Annotated in this window: 17 protein-coding genes; 7 read left to right on the top strand and 10 right to left on the bottom strand. The window is 39.7% G+C overall.

Annotated features, from left to right (window positions below):
* Positions 1 to 17 precede the first annotated feature (17 nt).
* The 5 genes from AN392_RS11435 to AN392_RS11415 are packed head-to-tail and all read right to left on the bottom strand — an operon-like array spanning position 18 to position 3,553.
* Positions 18 to 1,091, bottom strand: a complete 1,074-nt coding sequence (locus AN392_RS11435) for a phosphotransferase enzyme family protein (RefSeq protein ID WP_008109430.1) — start codon at positions 1,089 to 1,091, stop codon at positions 18 to 20.
* 44 nt (positions 1,092 to 1,135) lie between these two features.
* Positions 1,136 to 2,011 carry a sugar phosphate nucleotidyltransferase gene (locus tag AN392_RS11430; RefSeq protein ID WP_055012796.1) on the bottom strand — a complete coding sequence of 292 codons (876 nt, stop codon included), beginning with the start codon at positions 2,009 to 2,011 and terminating at the stop codon, positions 1,136 to 1,138.
* A gap of 15 nt (positions 2,012 to 2,026) precedes the next feature.
* Positions 2,027 to 2,476 (bottom strand): flavodoxin, encoded by a 450-nt coding sequence (locus tag AN392_RS11425; RefSeq protein ID WP_055012795.1) that lies wholly within the window; start codon positions 2,474 to 2,476, stop codon positions 2,027 to 2,029.
* Positions 2,476 to 3,240: a tRNA pseudouridine(65) synthase TruC gene (gene truC, locus AN392_RS11420; RefSeq protein ID WP_055012794.1), complete on the bottom strand. Its 765-nt coding sequence runs from the start codon at positions 3,238 to 3,240 to the stop codon at positions 2,476 to 2,478. The genes AN392_RS11425 and truC overlap by 1 nt, the downstream gene beginning before the upstream one ends.
* Entirely contained in the window at positions 3,233 to 3,553 is a 321-nt protein-coding gene (locus tag AN392_RS11415; protein ID WP_008109420.1) for a YqcC family protein, read from the bottom strand. The genes truC and AN392_RS11415 overlap by 8 nt, the downstream gene beginning before the upstream one ends.
* Positions 3,554 to 3,656: 103 nt before the next feature.
* On the opposite strand from AN392_RS11415, the gene AN392_RS11410 reads away from it, so the two are divergent.
* Entirely contained in the window at positions 3,657 to 4,685 is a 1,029-nt protein-coding gene (locus AN392_RS11410; protein WP_055012793.1) for a DUF3549 family protein, read from the top strand.
* Positions 4,686 to 4,985 carry a DUF3301 domain-containing protein gene (locus AN392_RS11405; RefSeq protein WP_008109417.1) on the top strand — a complete coding sequence of 100 codons (300 nt, stop codon included), beginning with the start codon at positions 4,686 to 4,688 and terminating at the stop codon, positions 4,983 to 4,985.
* A 604-nt stretch (positions 4,986 to 5,589) separates the two neighbouring features.
* On the opposite strand, the gene AN392_RS11400 is transcribed toward AN392_RS11405, so the two are convergent.
* Positions 5,590 to 6,240, bottom strand: a complete 651-nt coding sequence (locus tag AN392_RS11400; RefSeq protein WP_055012792.1) for a GNAT family N-acetyltransferase — start codon at positions 6,238 to 6,240, stop codon at positions 5,590 to 5,592.
* 288 nt (positions 6,241 to 6,528) lie between these two features.
* Here AN392_RS11400 and AN392_RS11395 point away from each other — a divergent pair, with 288 nt between their 5' ends.
* The 3 genes from AN392_RS11395 to AN392_RS11385 all read left to right on the top strand — a co-directional run bounded on the left by AN392_RS11395 (position 6,529) and on the right by AN392_RS11385 (position 7,923).
* Positions 6,529 to 6,762: a DUF2789 domain-containing protein gene (locus tag AN392_RS11395; protein ID WP_055012791.1), complete on the top strand. Its 234-nt coding sequence runs from the start codon at positions 6,529 to 6,531 to the stop codon at positions 6,760 to 6,762.
* 104 nt (positions 6,763 to 6,866) lie between these two features.
* Positions 6,867 to 7,136 (top strand): hypothetical protein, encoded by a 270-nt coding sequence (locus tag AN392_RS11390; RefSeq protein ID WP_055012790.1) that lies wholly within the window; start codon positions 6,867 to 6,869, stop codon positions 7,134 to 7,136.
* 13 nt (positions 7,137 to 7,149) lie between these two features.
* Positions 7,150 to 7,923 carry a Zn-ribbon-containing protein gene (locus tag AN392_RS11385; RefSeq protein WP_055012789.1) on the top strand — a complete coding sequence of 258 codons (774 nt, stop codon included), beginning with the start codon at positions 7,150 to 7,152 and terminating at the stop codon, positions 7,921 to 7,923.
* A gap of 66 nt (positions 7,924 to 7,989) precedes the next feature.
* Here AN392_RS11385 and syd read toward each other — a convergent pair whose 3' ends face one another.
* Positions 7,990 to 8,529, bottom strand: a complete 540-nt coding sequence (syd, locus tag AN392_RS11380) for a SecY-interacting protein (protein ID WP_055012788.1) — start codon at positions 8,527 to 8,529, stop codon at positions 7,990 to 7,992.
* A gap of 59 nt (positions 8,530 to 8,588) precedes the next feature.
* Here syd and queF point away from each other — a divergent pair, with 59 nt between their 5' ends.
* Positions 8,589 to 9,434, top strand: coding sequence for an NADPH-dependent 7-cyano-7-deazaguanine reductase QueF (queF, locus tag AN392_RS11375; RefSeq protein WP_055012787.1), 846 nt, complete (start codon positions 8,589 to 8,591; stop codon positions 9,432 to 9,434).
* A gap of 33 nt (positions 9,435 to 9,467) precedes the next feature.
* Here the strand turns inward: queF and AN392_RS11370 are convergent, their stop codons facing one another.
* Genes AN392_RS11370 through AN392_RS11360 form a run of 3 tightly spaced genes read right to left on the bottom strand, consistent with a single transcriptional unit; the run spans position 9,468 to position 15,786 of the window.
* Positions 9,468 to 10,349: a peptidylprolyl isomerase gene (locus tag AN392_RS11370; protein WP_055012786.1), complete on the bottom strand. Its 882-nt coding sequence runs from the start codon at positions 10,347 to 10,349 to the stop codon at positions 9,468 to 9,470.
* Positions 10,350 to 10,387: 38 nt separating this feature from the next.
* Positions 10,388 to 14,059: a translocation/assembly module TamB domain-containing protein gene (locus AN392_RS11365; RefSeq protein WP_055012785.1), complete on the bottom strand. Its 3,672-nt coding sequence runs from the start codon at positions 14,057 to 14,059 to the stop codon at positions 10,388 to 10,390.
* Complete coding sequence (locus tag AN392_RS11360) at positions 14,059 to 15,786, bottom strand: autotransporter assembly complex family protein (RefSeq protein WP_055012784.1); 1,728 nt, start codon at positions 15,784 to 15,786, stop codon at positions 14,059 to 14,061. The genes AN392_RS11365 and AN392_RS11360 overlap by 1 nt, the downstream gene beginning before the upstream one ends.
* A gap of 228 nt (positions 15,787 to 16,014) precedes the next feature.
* Between AN392_RS11360 and AN392_RS11355 the strand changes: the two genes are divergently transcribed.
* Complete coding sequence (locus AN392_RS11355) at positions 16,015 to 16,347, top strand: ribonuclease E inhibitor RraB (protein WP_010388233.1); 333 nt, start codon at positions 16,015 to 16,017, stop codon at positions 16,345 to 16,347.
* Positions 16,348 to 16,380: the final 33 nt, after the last annotated feature.

Genomic DNA, 16,380 nt, shown 5'->3' with positions numbered 1-16,380 from the left:
AATATAATTAATTGGGTTTATACCTGAGTCAAAATCTCCTTTAAGACCTGCTGCTTACTTACTATATCCTTGTATAAGGCAAATTGGTTTTTTGCGCGATCTAAGTTGTGTCTCTTATGCTTAACGCTAAAGTAATTATCACCATCTATATAATCAGTTAAAAAGCGTAAGCCAATCATAAAGGGCATTACTTTAGCACCTAACCAAAAGCTTTGTTTCTCGGCGGGTGTTAATACCCCCTTTAGTGGCTCAACATAGCCTTTAACAATCGCTGCAAAAATATCTTCACGAACACCTACCTTTTCAAGCGCCGTTGAATCTTCTTGCTCTGCAGAGCAAAATGTTCTGACCATATCGCCAAAATCATTAAGCCAATAACCAGGCATACAGGTATCTAAATCTATCACCGCTTTTGCATTATTAGAGTCTAAGCAAAATAGCATGTTGTTTATTTTAGTATCGTTATGGCACACACGAATAGGCACTTTTCCCTCAAGGGCATTAAGCTCATCGATAAGTGAAAGCTGCGACAGGCAAAAATCAACCTCTTCCTGACAATGAGCCAAACGTTTATGAGGATCGGTGCTAACCACTTGCTTGAAGACTTCTGCACGCATGGCCAAGTTATGAAAATTAGGAATAACCGCATGTAAATTGTTCGCGTCAAAGTCTTGTAGCGCTTGCGCAAATTGGCCAAATGCATTGGCCGCTGTTTGTGCCTGGCTAGCAGTATTAACCACATCTTCACTGTAGCTGCCACCAATAAACTCAAGTGCTCGCCAAGTATCATCATCATTATTAACTAAATAGTCATTCTGAGTCGTCGCTACATGGCGTACTATTGCTAGATTGAATTCACCTGCTTGTTGTTTTTTACTTAAGTGTTGCTCTATTAATCGCGCATTATCAACAAGTAACTGTGGTTTTGGAAACACCACCGTATTGAGCTTTTGTACAACCAGTGACCGCTTCGAAGTGCTTAATAACATAGTAGTATTTATATGCCCACTGCCTATGGGTTTTATGCTCGCATGCTTCTCGTCAAGGCCAAAACTCTCAGATAAATAAACTTCTATAGGAACTGTATTCATTTTCTACTTCACTCTTTTCGCCCAAGGCGACAATAATTTAATAGCTATGCTTGACGTAATGCGCACAAAGTAGCCGCAATGCTTGTCAGTTCTGATTTATAGGTAACACCAAACCAAGGCTCTTTTGCAGTGTATACAAATACAGGCTGTGCTTTTACATTAATAGCTTTCTGGATTTGATCAGGTAAGTAGTACTCTTGCTGAGTATTCACGTTATATTGCTGTAAAAACGTTTCAAAGCCTTGTTGCAAATAGTCAAAAAAGCAGGGGGTGATCCCCCAAAAACTCATCGAGCCTAGGGAGTTTGGGCTAATTTTCTCACGTAAACCCTGTGGGTTGTCGCCAAAAATATGCTCAGACTGTTGTTGAATATTCAAATACTCGGTTACGGCAACAAGCTTTCCATCCGCAATATTACATACCCCACGATTAACACCACCGTGCTCAGAAAGAGTATCAATAATCGGATACCCTACCATTGCCCATTCAGCGCTTCTTTTAAAGTGCTCACTCAGTAATACAAACGAAGATTTTCCATAATAGTCATCGGCAGTGATCACAATAGCGGGGTTATTAATGTGGGCTTTGGCACACAACAGAGCATGACCTGTGCCCCAGGGTTTTTTCCGTTGGGCAAGTGTTACTTTAAACTGTTCGGGAACCTGCTCAATGTGTTGCTCCACCAGTACCACATCAAGATCACTAGGCAAGCGTGGCAAAATAGTACGCTCTATTTCACTGCGTACCGCTTGGTTTATTATCAGCACAGCCTGCGTCACCCCTGCGCGATACGCATCAGCAATGCTCAGTTCCATAATAGTGCAATTTAGCCCTGGAATTTCTGCAATTTGTTTATTGCCACCAAAGCGACTACCTAAGCCACCTGCAAGCACAATTAAACTCAGTTTATGTTTTTTCATTTAGAGTCTGCGCATTTAAGAGGGTAATTTACCAAGCCAAGTTTGTAACCACGGCTCGGTGACAGGCCAAGGCTCAAAGTCTTCACAGGCATCAATTTCTAATCGATTACCCACAGGTTTTGCTTGTAAGTCACGTAATAGTTCATCAAAGCTACGCCCTGCTGCGCAAAACGTATCACCGTAGCTTCTGTCACCCATAGCAACGATGCCAAATGGCTTATTAGTTAACATTGGAAAGGTGCTGTTAAGCTGATTATAAAGCTCTGCCAAGTTAGCGGGTATATCACCTTGGCCTGTTGTTGAGGTGACAATTAAAATATGCGATGCATTTTTTAGATCTTCTAAACTTGGCTCTGCAAATACGCTTACCTGATGGCCAGTTTGCTCTATAGTATCGCTTATTTGCTCACTTAAACGTTCAGCACCACCATACACGCTGCCTACAAAAATACTAATATGTGCCATTAATAATCCTTTTCTTCACTTGGCCACCCTAACTGTTTGCAAATACTCAACATTGCATCACCTAGTGGCGCTTTAATTATTATCGATTCGTTACTATAAGGATGTACAAAGCTAAGCTCTGTAGCAAATAACATTAATCGCCTAAGAGAAAAGTGTTCTCTAAAAAACTGATTATGCTGGTTATCACCATGGTTAACGTCGCCAATTATTGGCAACGACAAATGTTTTAAATGGCGACGAATTTGATGTTTACGCCCTGTTTTAGGAAAACACTCTACCAAAGAATACCTAACCGTTGGGTATTTTCCTATGGGAATAGGCAACGCAGCTTGGTGCAAACAGTTAAACTGAGTTTGTGCTTCTTGAGCATCTTTATCCTGATCGGCAAATTTATCAGCGATTTTGTCTAGTTCTTCTTTTAACGGTTTATCTAAAAAAATAGATTCAGGCGCAAATCCGCGTACTAAAGCTAAATAACGCTTTGAGATCGTACCCTCAATAAACAGCTGATTCATATCACGCGCGGCTTCTGAGCTTAGAGCAAACAGCAACACACCCGACGTCGGCCTATCAAGACGGTGCACAGGAAACACATGCTGACCGAGTTGATCGCGTAGCATTTGCATTGCAAATTGAGTTTCATGCTTATCTAAAAAGGAGCGATGAACAAGTAAGCCTGATGGTTTTTCAATCGCTACATAGTTCTCATCTTGATAGAGAATGTTCAGTTCGCCGTATTCAACTGGCGCTGGACGTTCAGTCATCTGACTCTCCAAGCAAAGAATCTAATTGCGTCAGCAAAGAAATAATCTCTTCGCTTCCGGATTTATCAATGAGTGTCATTTGCGCCATAGGAGCAATTGCAAAATTACGCGGTAACGGTTGTTTCATTGTAATAATCTGTTGAATTTTTTCTATAAATACAAACTGTAACCACTGTTCAAATGCAAGCGTATCATGGCAAAAAGGGACGCTTGAATGCAACAATGCAGGGTCAATCGGCTCATTCTGCCAAAGCTGATACTTTTTGAGTAGCGCAGTTAATTGTGTTAAATAGAGTTGGGTTTGCTCAGTCATAATCACCCTTTACTTTGTATATTGCACAATTATACCCTGTTCCCTCAACAGTCGCTATGGCGTATAATTAGCGTAATTATGTAGTAAAAACAGTTGGAAATTCATGAGTGAACATATAGCCACATTAGGCCAGCTTTTAGACGGTGCAGGAACTCAATGGCGTGCTTTTGATATTGGCAGGCATATTACCAAGCTTGATAAACAACAATTTTTAGCTGTTGAACAAGCACAAGTTCCTTACCCTTACCCATTAGCAGGCCATGCATGGCTAGCGATTCAATTTTGGGACAGTAAAGCTAGCAAAGAACCCTATGTGTGGTTTTTAAAATTCCCACTTGATGAACAAAGTAAACTCGTTAGTGCCAGCCGCGACCACTTTGCAGACATGGTAATTCAAGCACTAGGAACAGAAATTACCGGCGAACAAGCCGATGGCAAACTCGATAATAACCCTTACGTATTTACTCCTAATGCTAATAAATTAGCGGCGTTTAATGCACAAGTTAAAGTGTTATTAAAACAACCAGCCTCACAGTATTATGAGCATGCCCAGCTTTATTTTAGTGGCCAGATTGGTTTTGATAATTGGCAAAGTGTGGCGCTACAAGGCATTGCTGATTTTGCTTATCGCCTCAACAGTGCTGATAACTTAAAACACTTACACGCTGCGTGGCCTAATTTACCTGTTGAAGTATTACAACCATTAAGCGCAATGCTTGAACACATCGAAATACCACCCACGTTAAGTGAGTTATTGTTAAGTTATGGACAAACCGCCCTAAAGAATAATGATGTGGTTACGGCTTCTGCCGCGCTTCGCGCCATATCATCAGGGCAAGCAACAGGGCTTAGCGCACAACTGGTTGACTGCGCTTTAGAATCTACGCTTGGGCAAGACTCAGACATTTTATTAACTATTGCAGGTCGCTGCTTTAAACAATTAGAAGAGCCACAGCGTTTGCATGTATTTATGGATAACTGTGCGCACCATGAGAAAATAGCTGAGTTATTTCCCAGCATTTTTGCAGATTTAGTTGCAATTCCAACTATTCGCCCACATTTATTAGCATTGCTACGTAAAGAAAACAGAAGCGAGACGTTAGCTCGCGCAATTGGAAGGTTATTCTCTTAAATGGCTAGTTTATGGACGTTCATACTTATTGGGGCTGTAATTTATTTTTTTTGGCTAAATCGTAAAATAGCCGAAGCAGCGAACGTTCATGCCAAACGCCAAAGTGAGCAATTGCAGGTACAACTAATGAGTGTGGCTTGTAGCAAGCGTCGGTTTGGCATTTTAAAAAGTGGTAAACCGGGCATGAAAAGCGAATTTATTTTTGAATTTTCAAGCGATGGTGAAAATGCTTATCAGGGAGTGTTAATCATGGAAGATGAAAAGCTAAAAAGTGTGGTTGTGCCACCACATAAGATATAATTTTTGTAAACAAAAAACCAAGGCGTAACCTCAGTTACGCCCTAATTGCCAACATCCTGTAAGGTATCCTTTACCTGATCCTTGTTTATCATCCACTGAACGAGCAAACTACCGTGTTAGCCCTCCATTGCATCCTGCAATATCCTCTTGCCGCCTTGGCCGTCCTGCGTAAACTAACGCTCCTGCAATGTCCTATCGCATCATCCTTGGTATCCTTTAAATAGCTCCTAGCTATTTTAGTACTTCATGTACTTCCTGTTTCATCCTTGCATCCGTGTTAACTTGTCCTTTGCGCTTCCTGCTAGTCACTACTATGCTGCCTGATTCCATATCCATGGCATTAGCTCAGTCATTGAGCTATGTCGTCTTGACAAAGTAAAGTTTAAACCAAACGGCTGGGTATAATAGTGAGGAAAACTAAAAAATTTAATGTCACAAAATTGAAAAAACTAAAATAGCTATAAATAACAGAAGCTTGATGCTTATAAACGGATAAATAATGGATTTAAACTGACAAAGAGCACACTAATGTAGGATATATCTCACACTGGTGTGCCCGATTTGGAACATAGGCTTACAGATGCGCCATTATGAACAACTATCTTTATTGAGCATTAGCAACTTTAAATAGTAATTCACCCTTAACTTGGTTAAATGAAAGTTGTTTAAAGTGCTCAAAACCCTGAGATTTAAAAAATTGCGTATGCTCGTCGCGAGTCACAAATACCGCCATACCAGAGGACTGTGGGTTATCATGTAATAAGCCATCTAAACCCTTTAGTAAGGTGCGACCAAACCCTTGCCCGTGAAAGTGTGGATCAACCGCAATAAACGCTAAAAAGTAATAATTCCCTTGCGGCTTTAAGGCGTCACGAATGGTTTTTTCTTTTTCAATTAATTGATTCGTTTGTAAATAACCTGCACTTAGCATCAGTTTTAATCGCCAATGCCAATAACGCTCAGCTTGTAATTGGCTATTTGACTCAAATACACAGGCAACCGCTTTTAATTTATCATTGCGGTAAAGGCCGATTAAAGGCTGCTTCTCTTGCCAAAAGCTACTGAGTTCTTCACGGATAAGTGCACGTAATTTTTTTTCATAATCGAGCGGGTTGTCTTCGTTATACCCTAGCAGAGTTTGTAAAATAGGATCGTTTTGATATGCCTGATATATCAGGCTGGCTGCTGTGCTTATATCCTCTGGTGCAATATGCTGAACACTAAAGGCGTCTGTCGATTCTGCTGTGGCTGTCATTTTATTTCCTTTATTATTTTATACCCTTTGTCATTACGCCGCGTAACTTGTTTGGGATTAATTTTGAACTACAACGATGACCAAATGCTTATATAACTATATACCTAAGTGAGACAAATAAGCGAATTTACATTTTAGTTAGTACGCTCATCCACTGCATTGAGTCAGATCATGCTTTAGCGACTTACTACTGAATAAATAAAGCGTAAATTCAGTAAGGGTTAAACTGGCTAGATATACCATCCCCCCCTAGAGTTAATACATATTAATTCATTTAGGAGCATTATTATGGATACAACAAAACATACTATTAATACCTTGTTCGCCCAACTAGGACTGCCGGATTCGGATCCGCAAATAGATGCATTTATTGCCTCGCACTCCATTGCCGATACAACCTTGTTGCAAGATGCTCCCTTTTGGGATGAAGCCCAACAACATTTCATTGCCGAATCACTAGCAGTTGATGGCGATTGGAGTGAAGTAATAGATGAATTAGACGTACGTCTTCGTCAAAAATAATTAATTTTATGGCGCATTTTAATGTGCCTTAGCCACTTTATTGATACCATACCCGCTCGCAGCGTCAATGTTGCGAGCTTACTTTATAAAAGAGTTATAATTGAATGAATGCTGCTGTATTTGAAGCTATTAAAGTCCTTCTTGATGAAGGCAAAGTTCCCACTGTTGCACTAACTAAAAGTCGTTTAACAACACCGACCCCAATGCCGGTTATTATTGCTGCGGTGAGTCAATATAAGAATAATCCTGATTCAATTTATAATTTAATGAAACCCCCAAAGCAAAGTGCCAGTAATGAAGATCAAAACAACTCTCAATTAGATAGAATTGAGCAAAAGTTAGATCAATTACTTACACTGCTCGCGCCAAAATAATTTGAGACTATAAATGTTTGTTGTTGATTTAACATTTGACTGCTACCAAGACACCACCTTGGAGCAAGCCGAGCAAGCAATAAACCGCTTGGTAAATGCATTACGTTTTAATGGCCAAATCATTGGAGAAGAATTTCCAACGGTGTTAAAAGATGGCTATTTTATCACTCGCGTTATGTGTCCGACCGAAGACGCTATGCATCCACTTAACAACAGTGAATTTGTAAAACACAGTGTTGAGAAGCTTCATGGTGCTGGCTTGTTAGCACCAAAGGTGAAAATAATAGGTCAAGACATTCATTCAAACGGCGCCGATGGTTGTAAAGAGCCCTCAAGCTATATTTTATATACTACCTATGTGCACACCTGCAGCCCACTGTATTGTGGCGATGACTTTTTACCCGTTCCGCTATTCAATATTCCAGCAATTGCCAATGGCGATTATAAAACCCTGATTAAATGGCAAGAAGACTGGCAAGCGTGTGATCAAATTCAAATTAATGGCGCAACTCGCTGTGAATTTCCTGCACTAGAGGAAATAGCCAGCACACAAAGTGATTTGTATCGCCGAGGTAAAGATATAAGCAAACGCATCAGCTTTTTAACTAAAAAGCCTGTTTACTATTACTTATATCGTGTAGGTGGGGTCGATAAAGCCTCGGAGCTTAAGCGTAAATGCCCAAGTTGCCAAGGTGAATGGAAATTACCTGAGCCGTGGTTTGGTTTATTTGATTTTAGGTGTGAGCCGTGTGGTTTAGTGTCTAATATTTCATGGGATTTTCAATAAATCCCATACTTAAGGTGCTATGTCTAAAACATCACACCTTAAAATTACCTTAAAATTACCTTATAATTATACTGCCAACGACGCTATAAATTCACTGAGGTTTTTGGCGAGTACATGATGTGGCTTTTTACCTACATACTCTAGGCACACCTCACCTGTTTCCACTAATACCGTAACAAGTAAATCATCTTGATCAGTTAAACCAATAAAAACACTTGGCGCTTGCTTTAGCTTTCGCTTCATTAAAACATGACCCGTGATATTTTGTTGCAGTAAGTCAAAGTCATCCTCATTCCACGCTTGTAATAATTCTACTTGATGGCCATCAACGCTGGCTAAAATACTGCCAGCAAACATATGGCCATAAAACTGGCTAAGTTCATTAGGAAATTCAAGCTCTAATGCGTTAGCGAGATCAGCCAAAGAACCTGCAGGCTCTCTCACTATCGCTTGCCATTGAATCATACCGTGCTCATCGGCTGTGCCTATTTCACAAGGACTTGGCCATTGCTCATCGTGGGCGATGAGTGGCTGCTTTTGTGTATTTTTGATGGTTTTTTCACTAAAGCGTTGGTGAAGTTGGGCTAATTGCATTGCAACAGACATACTGTGAAACTCATTTAATTTAGATATAATGTCCCTATTGTAACTATTTAAGAGCAAACATGACAGATTACAGCAATTCTCCCGATCTTAAAGGCAGCGTACTTGGTCAATCTACTGAGTATGTAGATCAATACACGCCCAGCTTGCTTTTTCCTATTGCTCGCAAGCTTAATCGCGACGCGTTGAGTATTGATGAAGCCGCATTACCATTCAAAGGCCAAGATATTTGGACCGGTTACGAACTATCTTGGTTAAATACCAAAGGCAAACCACAAGTTGCGGTGGCGATATTTACTTTCGAATGTCAAAGTAGTCACATTATAGAGTCAAAGTCGTTTAAGCTTTATTTAAACAGTTTTAACCAAAGCCGCTTTGGAAGTATTGACATTGTTAAGCAACATTTAATTGACGACTTATCAAATGCGGTAAACAGTCCGGTAAAGGTAACCTTATACAGCGCTGATGATTATAATTGTATTCCTTGCACACCGCTTCCTGGTGAGTGTATTGATGAGTTAGATATTGAAATAGATAACTACCATATTGACGCACATTCTTTAAAATCACAAAGCGATAAAGTGGTTAGCGAAACCTTGCATAGTCACCTGCTTAAATCGAACTGTTTAATTACTTCACAGCCGGATTGGGCCAGCATTATTATTCGTTATACTGGTGAGCAAGTGTGTCGTGAGTCATTATTACGCTATTTAATTTCGTTCAGGACCCATAATGAGTTCCATGAGCAATGTGTGGAGCGTATTTATAGCGACTTAACCACTCAATTGAATATTAAAGAGCTTGAAGTGTATGCGCGCTATACGCGTCGTGGCGGCCTTGATATTAATCCATATCGCTCAACTCATCATAACGATACCCCTTTTGCGGTAAAAATAAACCGTCAATAAGCTAAACAAAAAAGGAGCCTGAGGCTCCTTTTTTTAATCGTTAAGTTGCTTAGTTGGCACAGGCATTCCACACACATCAATGTAATTATGGCTATACGCAAACCATTCCTCGCTACGACTACCTCGTACTGAAATTAACTGTTTAAATGCATCTGAGTCTGTTTTCATTACTTTAAATCGGCTGCTATCGCTGCTAACGTCGGCTAATACTTGTAAATCTGTAATGGGGTTAAACTCGCTACCACCTTCAGGTGTGCGCGCTAGCTGGTGAAAATGTGCCATACCTGTAAGTACTCGCCCAAATACGGTGATGTTTTTGTCTAAATAACGTGGACCTTGCCCTATGGTGACAAAAAATTCCGTGCTGGCACTATTAATATCGTTGCCGCGCGCCATTGCAAAGACACCATGGCAATGAATTTGCCATGTTTGATCACGCGTTTCATTTTGAGCTACCGCAAAACCATTTAAAAACCCGGTTATTGGTGCATAACCATCTCCACCCATTTCAGTGATCATAAGCGGCTTATTGGTGGTTAAATAAAACTCGGCAGGTACTGTGCTATTTTTGGTTTTAGTTAACTTCTTACCCGTGCTATCACCACCTTGAGCAACAAACCCTTCCACAAAACGATAAATATGAGTCCCCTGATAAAAGCCCTGTCGTGCCAATTTTTTAATATTAGCACTGTGTTTTGGCGCAAGCGCTGGATTGAGCTCAATATACGCAGCACCGGTAGGTAGGGTTAGTTTTAAAATATTCTCAGGATCTACCAATCGCCATTGCTCATCTGTTGTAGCAGCAATAATCTCACTACTGGTTAGGCTTTTAACCGGCGCTGATGACAAAGTGCTTTGCTGGACACATCCGCCGAGCAAAGCCGACGCTATAATAGTGATTACAAATTTTTTCATACCTTTTCCTTTTTATTATTGGTATTGGTAGATAAAGGTTAATCCCAATTGAATTTATATAGTATGTCGACATTTTGATACAGGCCACTGGTTATTTCTATATATAACTTCGACATTAGCTGATAACGCACTGCCACTTCACTGAGCGACTCAAATACCCCCACGCTATATTTAACCTGCAAACTCGGTGCTAAATAACCTGATATTTCTACCTTTGTTTGCTCGCCACTACCTTTAGAACTTAAACTGACATCTGACAAGCCAAACGATTCACCGACTTTAGACACTAAGCTTTCGCTTCGGCTCACTCCTTGAGAAAGTAGTAATTGAGTTAACATTGCATCCGTTGAACTGTCGCCCTCCCCTAATGGTTGACCATTCAGCAAATACGCTAGGGCTTGCGCTTGATCCATACCCGGCTCAGAAAACACTTTTAAATTTGGCTGCTCAACACTACCAGTTAAAGTCACACCGGCAATAACACCATCGGCGGTATTATTTGGGTTGCGAATGGCTTTAATATTTAAATGAGGCTTATCTATTGCGCCACTAAAACCAATTTGCCCGGTTCTAATTATTAAGTCTTGACCAAATGCCAAGTAAGTTCCTTCAATTAAATTAAGCTCACCAATGGCAATAATAGGTGAGTCTTGGCTCATTTTGATATCCATATCACCCACAACTTTAGACTCAAGTCCAAATGAGGCTACTCTGACATCATTTTTAACCGTTACTTTTAAATCAATATCGTAGTTAAATGGGGCTTTTTTAGTATTTTGCGTAGTTTGATCCAAAATTATTTCATCATCACTAACCTGTACAGCCCCCTCTGGCAGCTCTTCAATTTCTATTCGACCATAAGGCACTACAACATCACCTGCCAGCTTAAGTGCATTGTCAGCTAAACTTATTTTTAACCCTGGTGATACTTTAAACACCACGCCTTGTTGCGCTCTTACAAAAAACTCACTGCCGACTACATTCATATTTACAGCTGGTTGTTCACCTTGCCAATCAACATTCCCCGTTAATTTTACCTGTCCGCCTTGAGGATCATTTAAATCTCCCTCAATGGTGGCGGTGGACTTATTAAACGCCACATTAATGTTCGAGTTTTTAAGGGCAACAGGCAGTTGTTCACCTTCTAGGTTGATATTCTCTATGTTTAAATTTCCCTCTAACAAAGGATCTTTTAGTGTGCCTGCTAATGCAACTTGCCCACGAATGGCGCCATTAAGCTGCTCGAACGTATTTAAAAATGGCTGTATATCAGACAATAAAATTTTATCAATTTGAATATTACCGTTAAGCGTTTGCTTATTTTGAATATCATCAATATTAACTTTAGTCGTTACTTTACCCAAAACACTCGATTCTATATTAGCTTCTATTTGGCCAACCTTAGCATCAGAAAAAGCGCTTATGTTTAGCGTTTCTATAGGTAGCTTAAATCGATCTTCTTCGTTAATAAGTACCGCGTTAAGCCCTGATGAATTTAAATTAGCGCGTAGAGTTTTAAGTGTGCCTGCTTGCCAATTAGCAGCAAAGTCTCCCGCTATATCACCACGTGTTATTACATTCTCTGGTAACCAATGTTTTAGCTCTCGCAATGCAAGATTGGCCAGTTTTACGTTAAGCTGGCCTAATTCGCGGGTTTGATTCAATCTATCAATACATAACTTACTATTACTCGATTGCCAACAATGCGCACTCACATTAAAGTCGCCCGTTTTCGAATCTATAGTTACAGCTATATCTTTAGCATTTTCAAAGCTAAGCGTTTTATCACTTACACTGATATTACTGAGTTCACCTTGCCAAATCGCGTTAGCAAGTTTGCCATTTAGTTCAAACGAGGCATCCCCAGCATCAGCATCAATAGATGCACTCAATTGATGATCGGTTTTATCACCACTGCCAACTATTTCCACTTTATTAATTTGATGATGCATAACGCGCGCTGAATCAAGACTAACGCTGATATCTGTTTGCCAATCGGTAGCGGTGTCTAACTGTGCTTTTAACGCCAACTTATTAATATTAATTTCGTCATAAATAAACTGCTCTAGCTTTAACACTAAATCAACTGCAGGCGTTAACCGCTCGCCTCTTATACTTAAATCTGCTTTACCATTAGCAATAAACGGAAGCTTTGCCTCATCATTACTTTGCAGCGCAATAGCCCCATTAATCTGCCATTGCTGATCAACTTCGCCTGTTAAGGTTAACCTATTTGTGCCGCTGCTAAGGTTAAATTTATTTACAGTGGCTTTAAGTTCATCATTTAAATTAAATTGAGCAGCAAAATTAAGCGGCACATCATTTAGTAACCCGCTTAATTGGGTGTCATCCATGCTTAATTGCCAGCTATTTGAACTGGTAACAAATGCCCCTTTAAATTGACCTGAAATATCACTGGTAAGTGTGTCAGTGAGGTATTGCGCTTTTAAACTCGATAGCGCGCCGCTAAAGTTAGCACTAAACCCATTTTGCCAGTCGATATTCGCTTGGATAGTAGCTTGGCTCTCATTCGCTTTAAGGGCTAACTTTTTTAAGTTTGCATCGCTCAGTGAGCCATTAATTTGACTGTTAAAATTCACAGTTGGATAAGCACCTAACTGACTATTACCAAATAACGATAATTGATAATCGTTAGCATTGCCTTGTGCGATTAATTTTACGTCGGTTATCTTTAACTCTTTACTTGCTGTTTCGATAATCCACTGCTCTAGACCGCCATTAACACTAAATGGATAATTTGGTTGTTTAAGATTAGCCGTAGCAGCTAGTTCAAAAGGAAATGATTCACTGCTTTTTATATCTACATTGAGCTTTTCTAAGTCTCCGCCTATTTGCATATTGGCATCATAACCATGCCCTTTTAGACTGATATCACCATTAATTGGTAAACTGTCTTTAAGCTTTGCGTTTAGTGCTGTATTAAGCTGCCACTGCTGATAATTTGCAGATAATGAAGCAACGTTAATCTCAGAACCTATTAGCTTCATTTGTAGCGCAATATTATTTATTATATTTTGCTGTTCGCCCTGCTTTACCGTGAACTGCACAATATTAAACTGTTCTAGATAAATATTGAGTGGCGACATAAATGCGATATTAGGTAATGCTGGTAACTCAGTAATTGGGGTAGAACTGGCTGTATTTTCTCCAGGTTGCTCTTTTAACGCGATTACAACACTCGGAATATTCACTCTTTTAACTTGAATATCAGCACCTTGTGCCTTTGCAGCAATCTCCACATTATTAACAACTACGTTTGCACTTGTGTGATTTAACACAAATTCAGTGACCGATAAACGCTTAAGTGCAATATTAAATGGCAAACTGATTTGTTCCAGCGGTTCGCTAGATGTATCAGGAGAATTAGATGACGATGCTGGTAAATTTAGTTTTATAGACCGAGCACTTAAGTTATCAATACACATACCATCGCAGTGCCACCAAAATAAATCTAGTTTAAGCTGCTGAGCATCAAGTAATAAACCGTCACGCTCAAAGCGCAAATTAAACGCATCATTATATAAAAAACGCCCGTTTTTTATTTCAATTTTTAAGCCGTCAACTAACTTATTGGCGCTATAAGCAATTAACTGGTTACCAGGAGCTGTAAAAACAACACAAAACAATGTCACTAATACAGCAACAACTAAGGTGCTAAGTGCTGCAGTGACTTTTTTAAATACAGACATTAAATTTCCGGCCCTATGGTAATACTTAAACGAGTGCTTTTGCTTTCTTTAGTGAGCCCCCACGCATGATCTATTCTTATTGGCCCTATAGGCGTTAAATAACGAAAACCAAACCCTGCACCTATTTCAAATTGCTCAGAAAAATCATTGGTCGCCGTCCCTCCATCAACAAATAAAGCTGCTCGCCAGTTTTTGGCAAATTGGTAATTATATTCAGCAGTCGTCGCGATTAAATATTTACCGCCGATGCGATCCCCATTTTCATTTTCTGGTGAGATTGATTGATAAGCAAAGCCGCGCACACTTTGATCGCCACCAGCATAAAACCTTAATGAATATGGAACATTGTTAATATCGTCAACTAACATGGCCCCTAAGTTTGCTTTTAAAAACACAAGGTGCTTATTAAGGTAAGTGCGCAACCATGCATGCTGTAATTGCACCCTAACAATATTGGTACTGGAGAGTACACTATCGAGACCAAACTCTGCCGATATAGACCACTGCTCTCCCAAATAAGGAGTGGTTCCTCCCTTCGATTGCTTTCGGGCATAACTGACACCTGGTAATAACATTTCTGTGGTGCGTTCTAGCCCGTCGCCAATCCGATAGGTTTCTTGCTCGCGCCTGATAAATGCAGTTCTTATCCATTTTTGCTCAGTGAGCCATTGCCTTTGCAACTGCGCGGTTAAAATTTCACTGTAAATATTGTCGGCTAATTCATCCTCGAGCTTATAGCCTGCTGATAAACGCCATAAATCATCATTCGGATTATTAACAGGGATGGTATACGCCATAGAAATATCTTGTTGTTTTTTTGCAACATTAAGATTGCTTTCTAGGTAGTGTCCTTGCTCCGTGATCCATGGTTTACTCCACTTAAACCGTACCTTTGGACCTAGTTCGGTATTGAACCCGCCACCAATTTCGTAGCTATTCGCGGGCTTATGTAATACGTCCACTTTAACAGGCACTTGGCTGTTTTTTCTAGCTGAAATATCAGCGTAAACACGCACGCTTGTAAAATAAGGAGTGCTCGATAAATCTAGGTTGTAGTCAGCAATCTTAGATGCTTTATAGTGCTCACCCATTTCAAACGGGGCTAAAGAGCGAATGTATTTTTCTGCTGGGCTTTGATTGGTAATCAACACATCACCAAAGCGATAACGCACACCACTTTCAATGGTAAAGGTAATAATAGCGCTGTGTTTTTTTAATGACACTTCAAATTTTCGGGCAGGCCATTTTGCGTCAAAGTAACCATGCTCCAACAAAACGGATTCAATTTTTTTGTAGGCTGCGCTATACATTCCATGATTTAAAATGTCGCCTTGCTTTAACTCTAAACTTTCAATAACTTGCTGAATTAATGGGTCATGTTTAGCTTCCCCGTTAACGCTAATATTAAGCGTCTCAATACGGGTTGCGGAGCCGCGCTCAATAGTCGCAACAAGCTCACGCTCATCTTTATTAAAATCGATAGTCACATTTGAACTGTAATAACCTAATGCCTTTAAGCTATCTTCAACTTGCGTTTTAGCGTAACGACGCAGTGAGCGCGTTGGTTTTTCACCCACTAAAGGTTTTAAATAAAGAGCAACGTTGTTTTCTAACTCTCCACTAATTCCTTTTATTTCATAATCTTCAATTGTATTGTCAGCTGCAATAGCGAAAAAGCTCACAAATAAGCAAAAACAAATAACGGATTTTAAAAACTGATTGAACAAGTAATCATCCTTACTATGTACCCATAAAAAACAACAAATTGACGACCCAATAATAGCATAGCGATAATGAGCCTAACATTAACTTAATCATTATCAGCGTCTAAAATATTAGCTGGCTCTATGAGAATCTTTAAACCGCTGTGAGCTTAACTAAAAATTCTTGCGCTTTAATGATTTATTTTGGTTACAATAGTGCTAATGAGTAAACACTAATTTTATGAGTTTTAAATGCAATTTCCTGATGATGATAATGGCCAGCTTCTTGCTGAAATTTCCGCCGCCGGTGTAGATTTAAGTAAAATGCAACAAATTGATTTTTACATTTTATTTGAACAACAGGCTGATGCCGAAAAATTTGCAACTGAGATTGTAAACGATGCATTAGTGCAAACTGCTGATGTTGAGAAATGTAAAGATACCGGTGTTTGGGAAGTAATTGCCCATGTACAAATGGTTCCAGAGCATGCACTTTTAGGCCAAGCAGAACAATATATTGAAAGTATCGCTAATAGCTTAAATGGTTATGGCGATGGTTGGGGATTAGACGCAGAAGAAGTATAACCCTAATTTCATAATGAATGAGATATCCAGCTT

It is taken from the genome of Pseudoalteromonas sp. P1-16-1b (genome assembly GCF_001401785.1).
Classification (GTDB): domain Bacteria; phylum Pseudomonadota; class Gammaproteobacteria; order Enterobacterales; family Alteromonadaceae; genus Pseudoalteromonas; species Pseudoalteromonas undina.
This window is presented reverse-complemented; position numbering and strand designations above follow the sequence as displayed.

Bases quoted from the DNA above. Each gene is read 5' to 3' on its own strand.
- AN392_RS11435 (WP_008109430.1), bottom strand. From the start codon at position 1,091: ATGAATACAGTTCCTATAGAAGTTTATTTATCTGAGAGTTTTGGCCTT.
- AN392_RS11355 (WP_010388233.1), top strand. From the start codon at position 16,015: ATGCAATTTCCTGATGATGATAATGGCCAGCTTCTTGCTGAAATTTCC.
- AN392_RS11415 (WP_008109420.1), bottom strand. From the start codon at position 3,553: ATGACTGAGCAAACCCAACTCTATTTAACACAATTAACTGCGCTACTC.
- AN392_RS11400 (WP_055012792.1), bottom strand. From the start codon at position 6,240: ATGACAGCCACAGCAGAATCGACAGACGCCTTTAGTGTTCAGCATATT.
- AN392_RS11365 (WP_055012785.1), bottom strand. From the start codon at position 14,059: ATGTCTGTATTTAAAAAAGTCACTGCAGCACTTAGCACCTTAGTTGTT.
- AN392_RS11370 (WP_055012786.1), bottom strand. From the start codon at position 10,349: ATGAAAAAATTTGTAATCACTATTATAGCGTCGGCTTTGCTCGGCGGA.
- AN392_RS11430 (WP_055012796.1), bottom strand. From the start codon at position 2,011: ATGAAAAAACATAAACTGAGTTTAATTGTGCTTGCAGGTGGCTTAGGT.
- queF (WP_055012787.1), top strand. From the start codon at position 8,589: ATGACAGATTACAGCAATTCTCCCGATCTTAAAGGCAGCGTACTTGGT.
- AN392_RS11385 (WP_055012789.1), top strand. From the start codon at position 7,150: ATGTTTGTTGTTGATTTAACATTTGACTGCTACCAAGACACCACCTTG.
- truC (WP_055012794.1), bottom strand. From the start codon at position 3,240: ATGACTGAACGTCCAGCGCCAGTTGAATACGGCGAACTGAACATTCTC.
- AN392_RS11405 (WP_008109417.1), top strand. From the start codon at position 4,686: ATGGCTAGTTTATGGACGTTCATACTTATTGGGGCTGTAATTTATTTT.
- AN392_RS11425 (WP_055012795.1), bottom strand. From the start codon at position 2,476: ATGGCACATATTAGTATTTTTGTAGGCAGCGTGTATGGTGGTGCTGAA.
- AN392_RS11410 (WP_055012793.1), top strand. From the start codon at position 3,657: ATGAGTGAACATATAGCCACATTAGGCCAGCTTTTAGACGGTGCAGGA.
- syd (WP_055012788.1), bottom strand. From the start codon at position 8,529: ATGTCTGTTGCAATGCAATTAGCCCAACTTCACCAACGCTTTAGTGAA.
- AN392_RS11390 (WP_055012790.1), top strand. From the start codon at position 6,867: ATGAATGCTGCTGTATTTGAAGCTATTAAAGTCCTTCTTGATGAAGGC.
- AN392_RS11395 (WP_055012791.1), top strand. From the start codon at position 6,529: ATGGATACAACAAAACATACTATTAATACCTTGTTCGCCCAACTAGGA.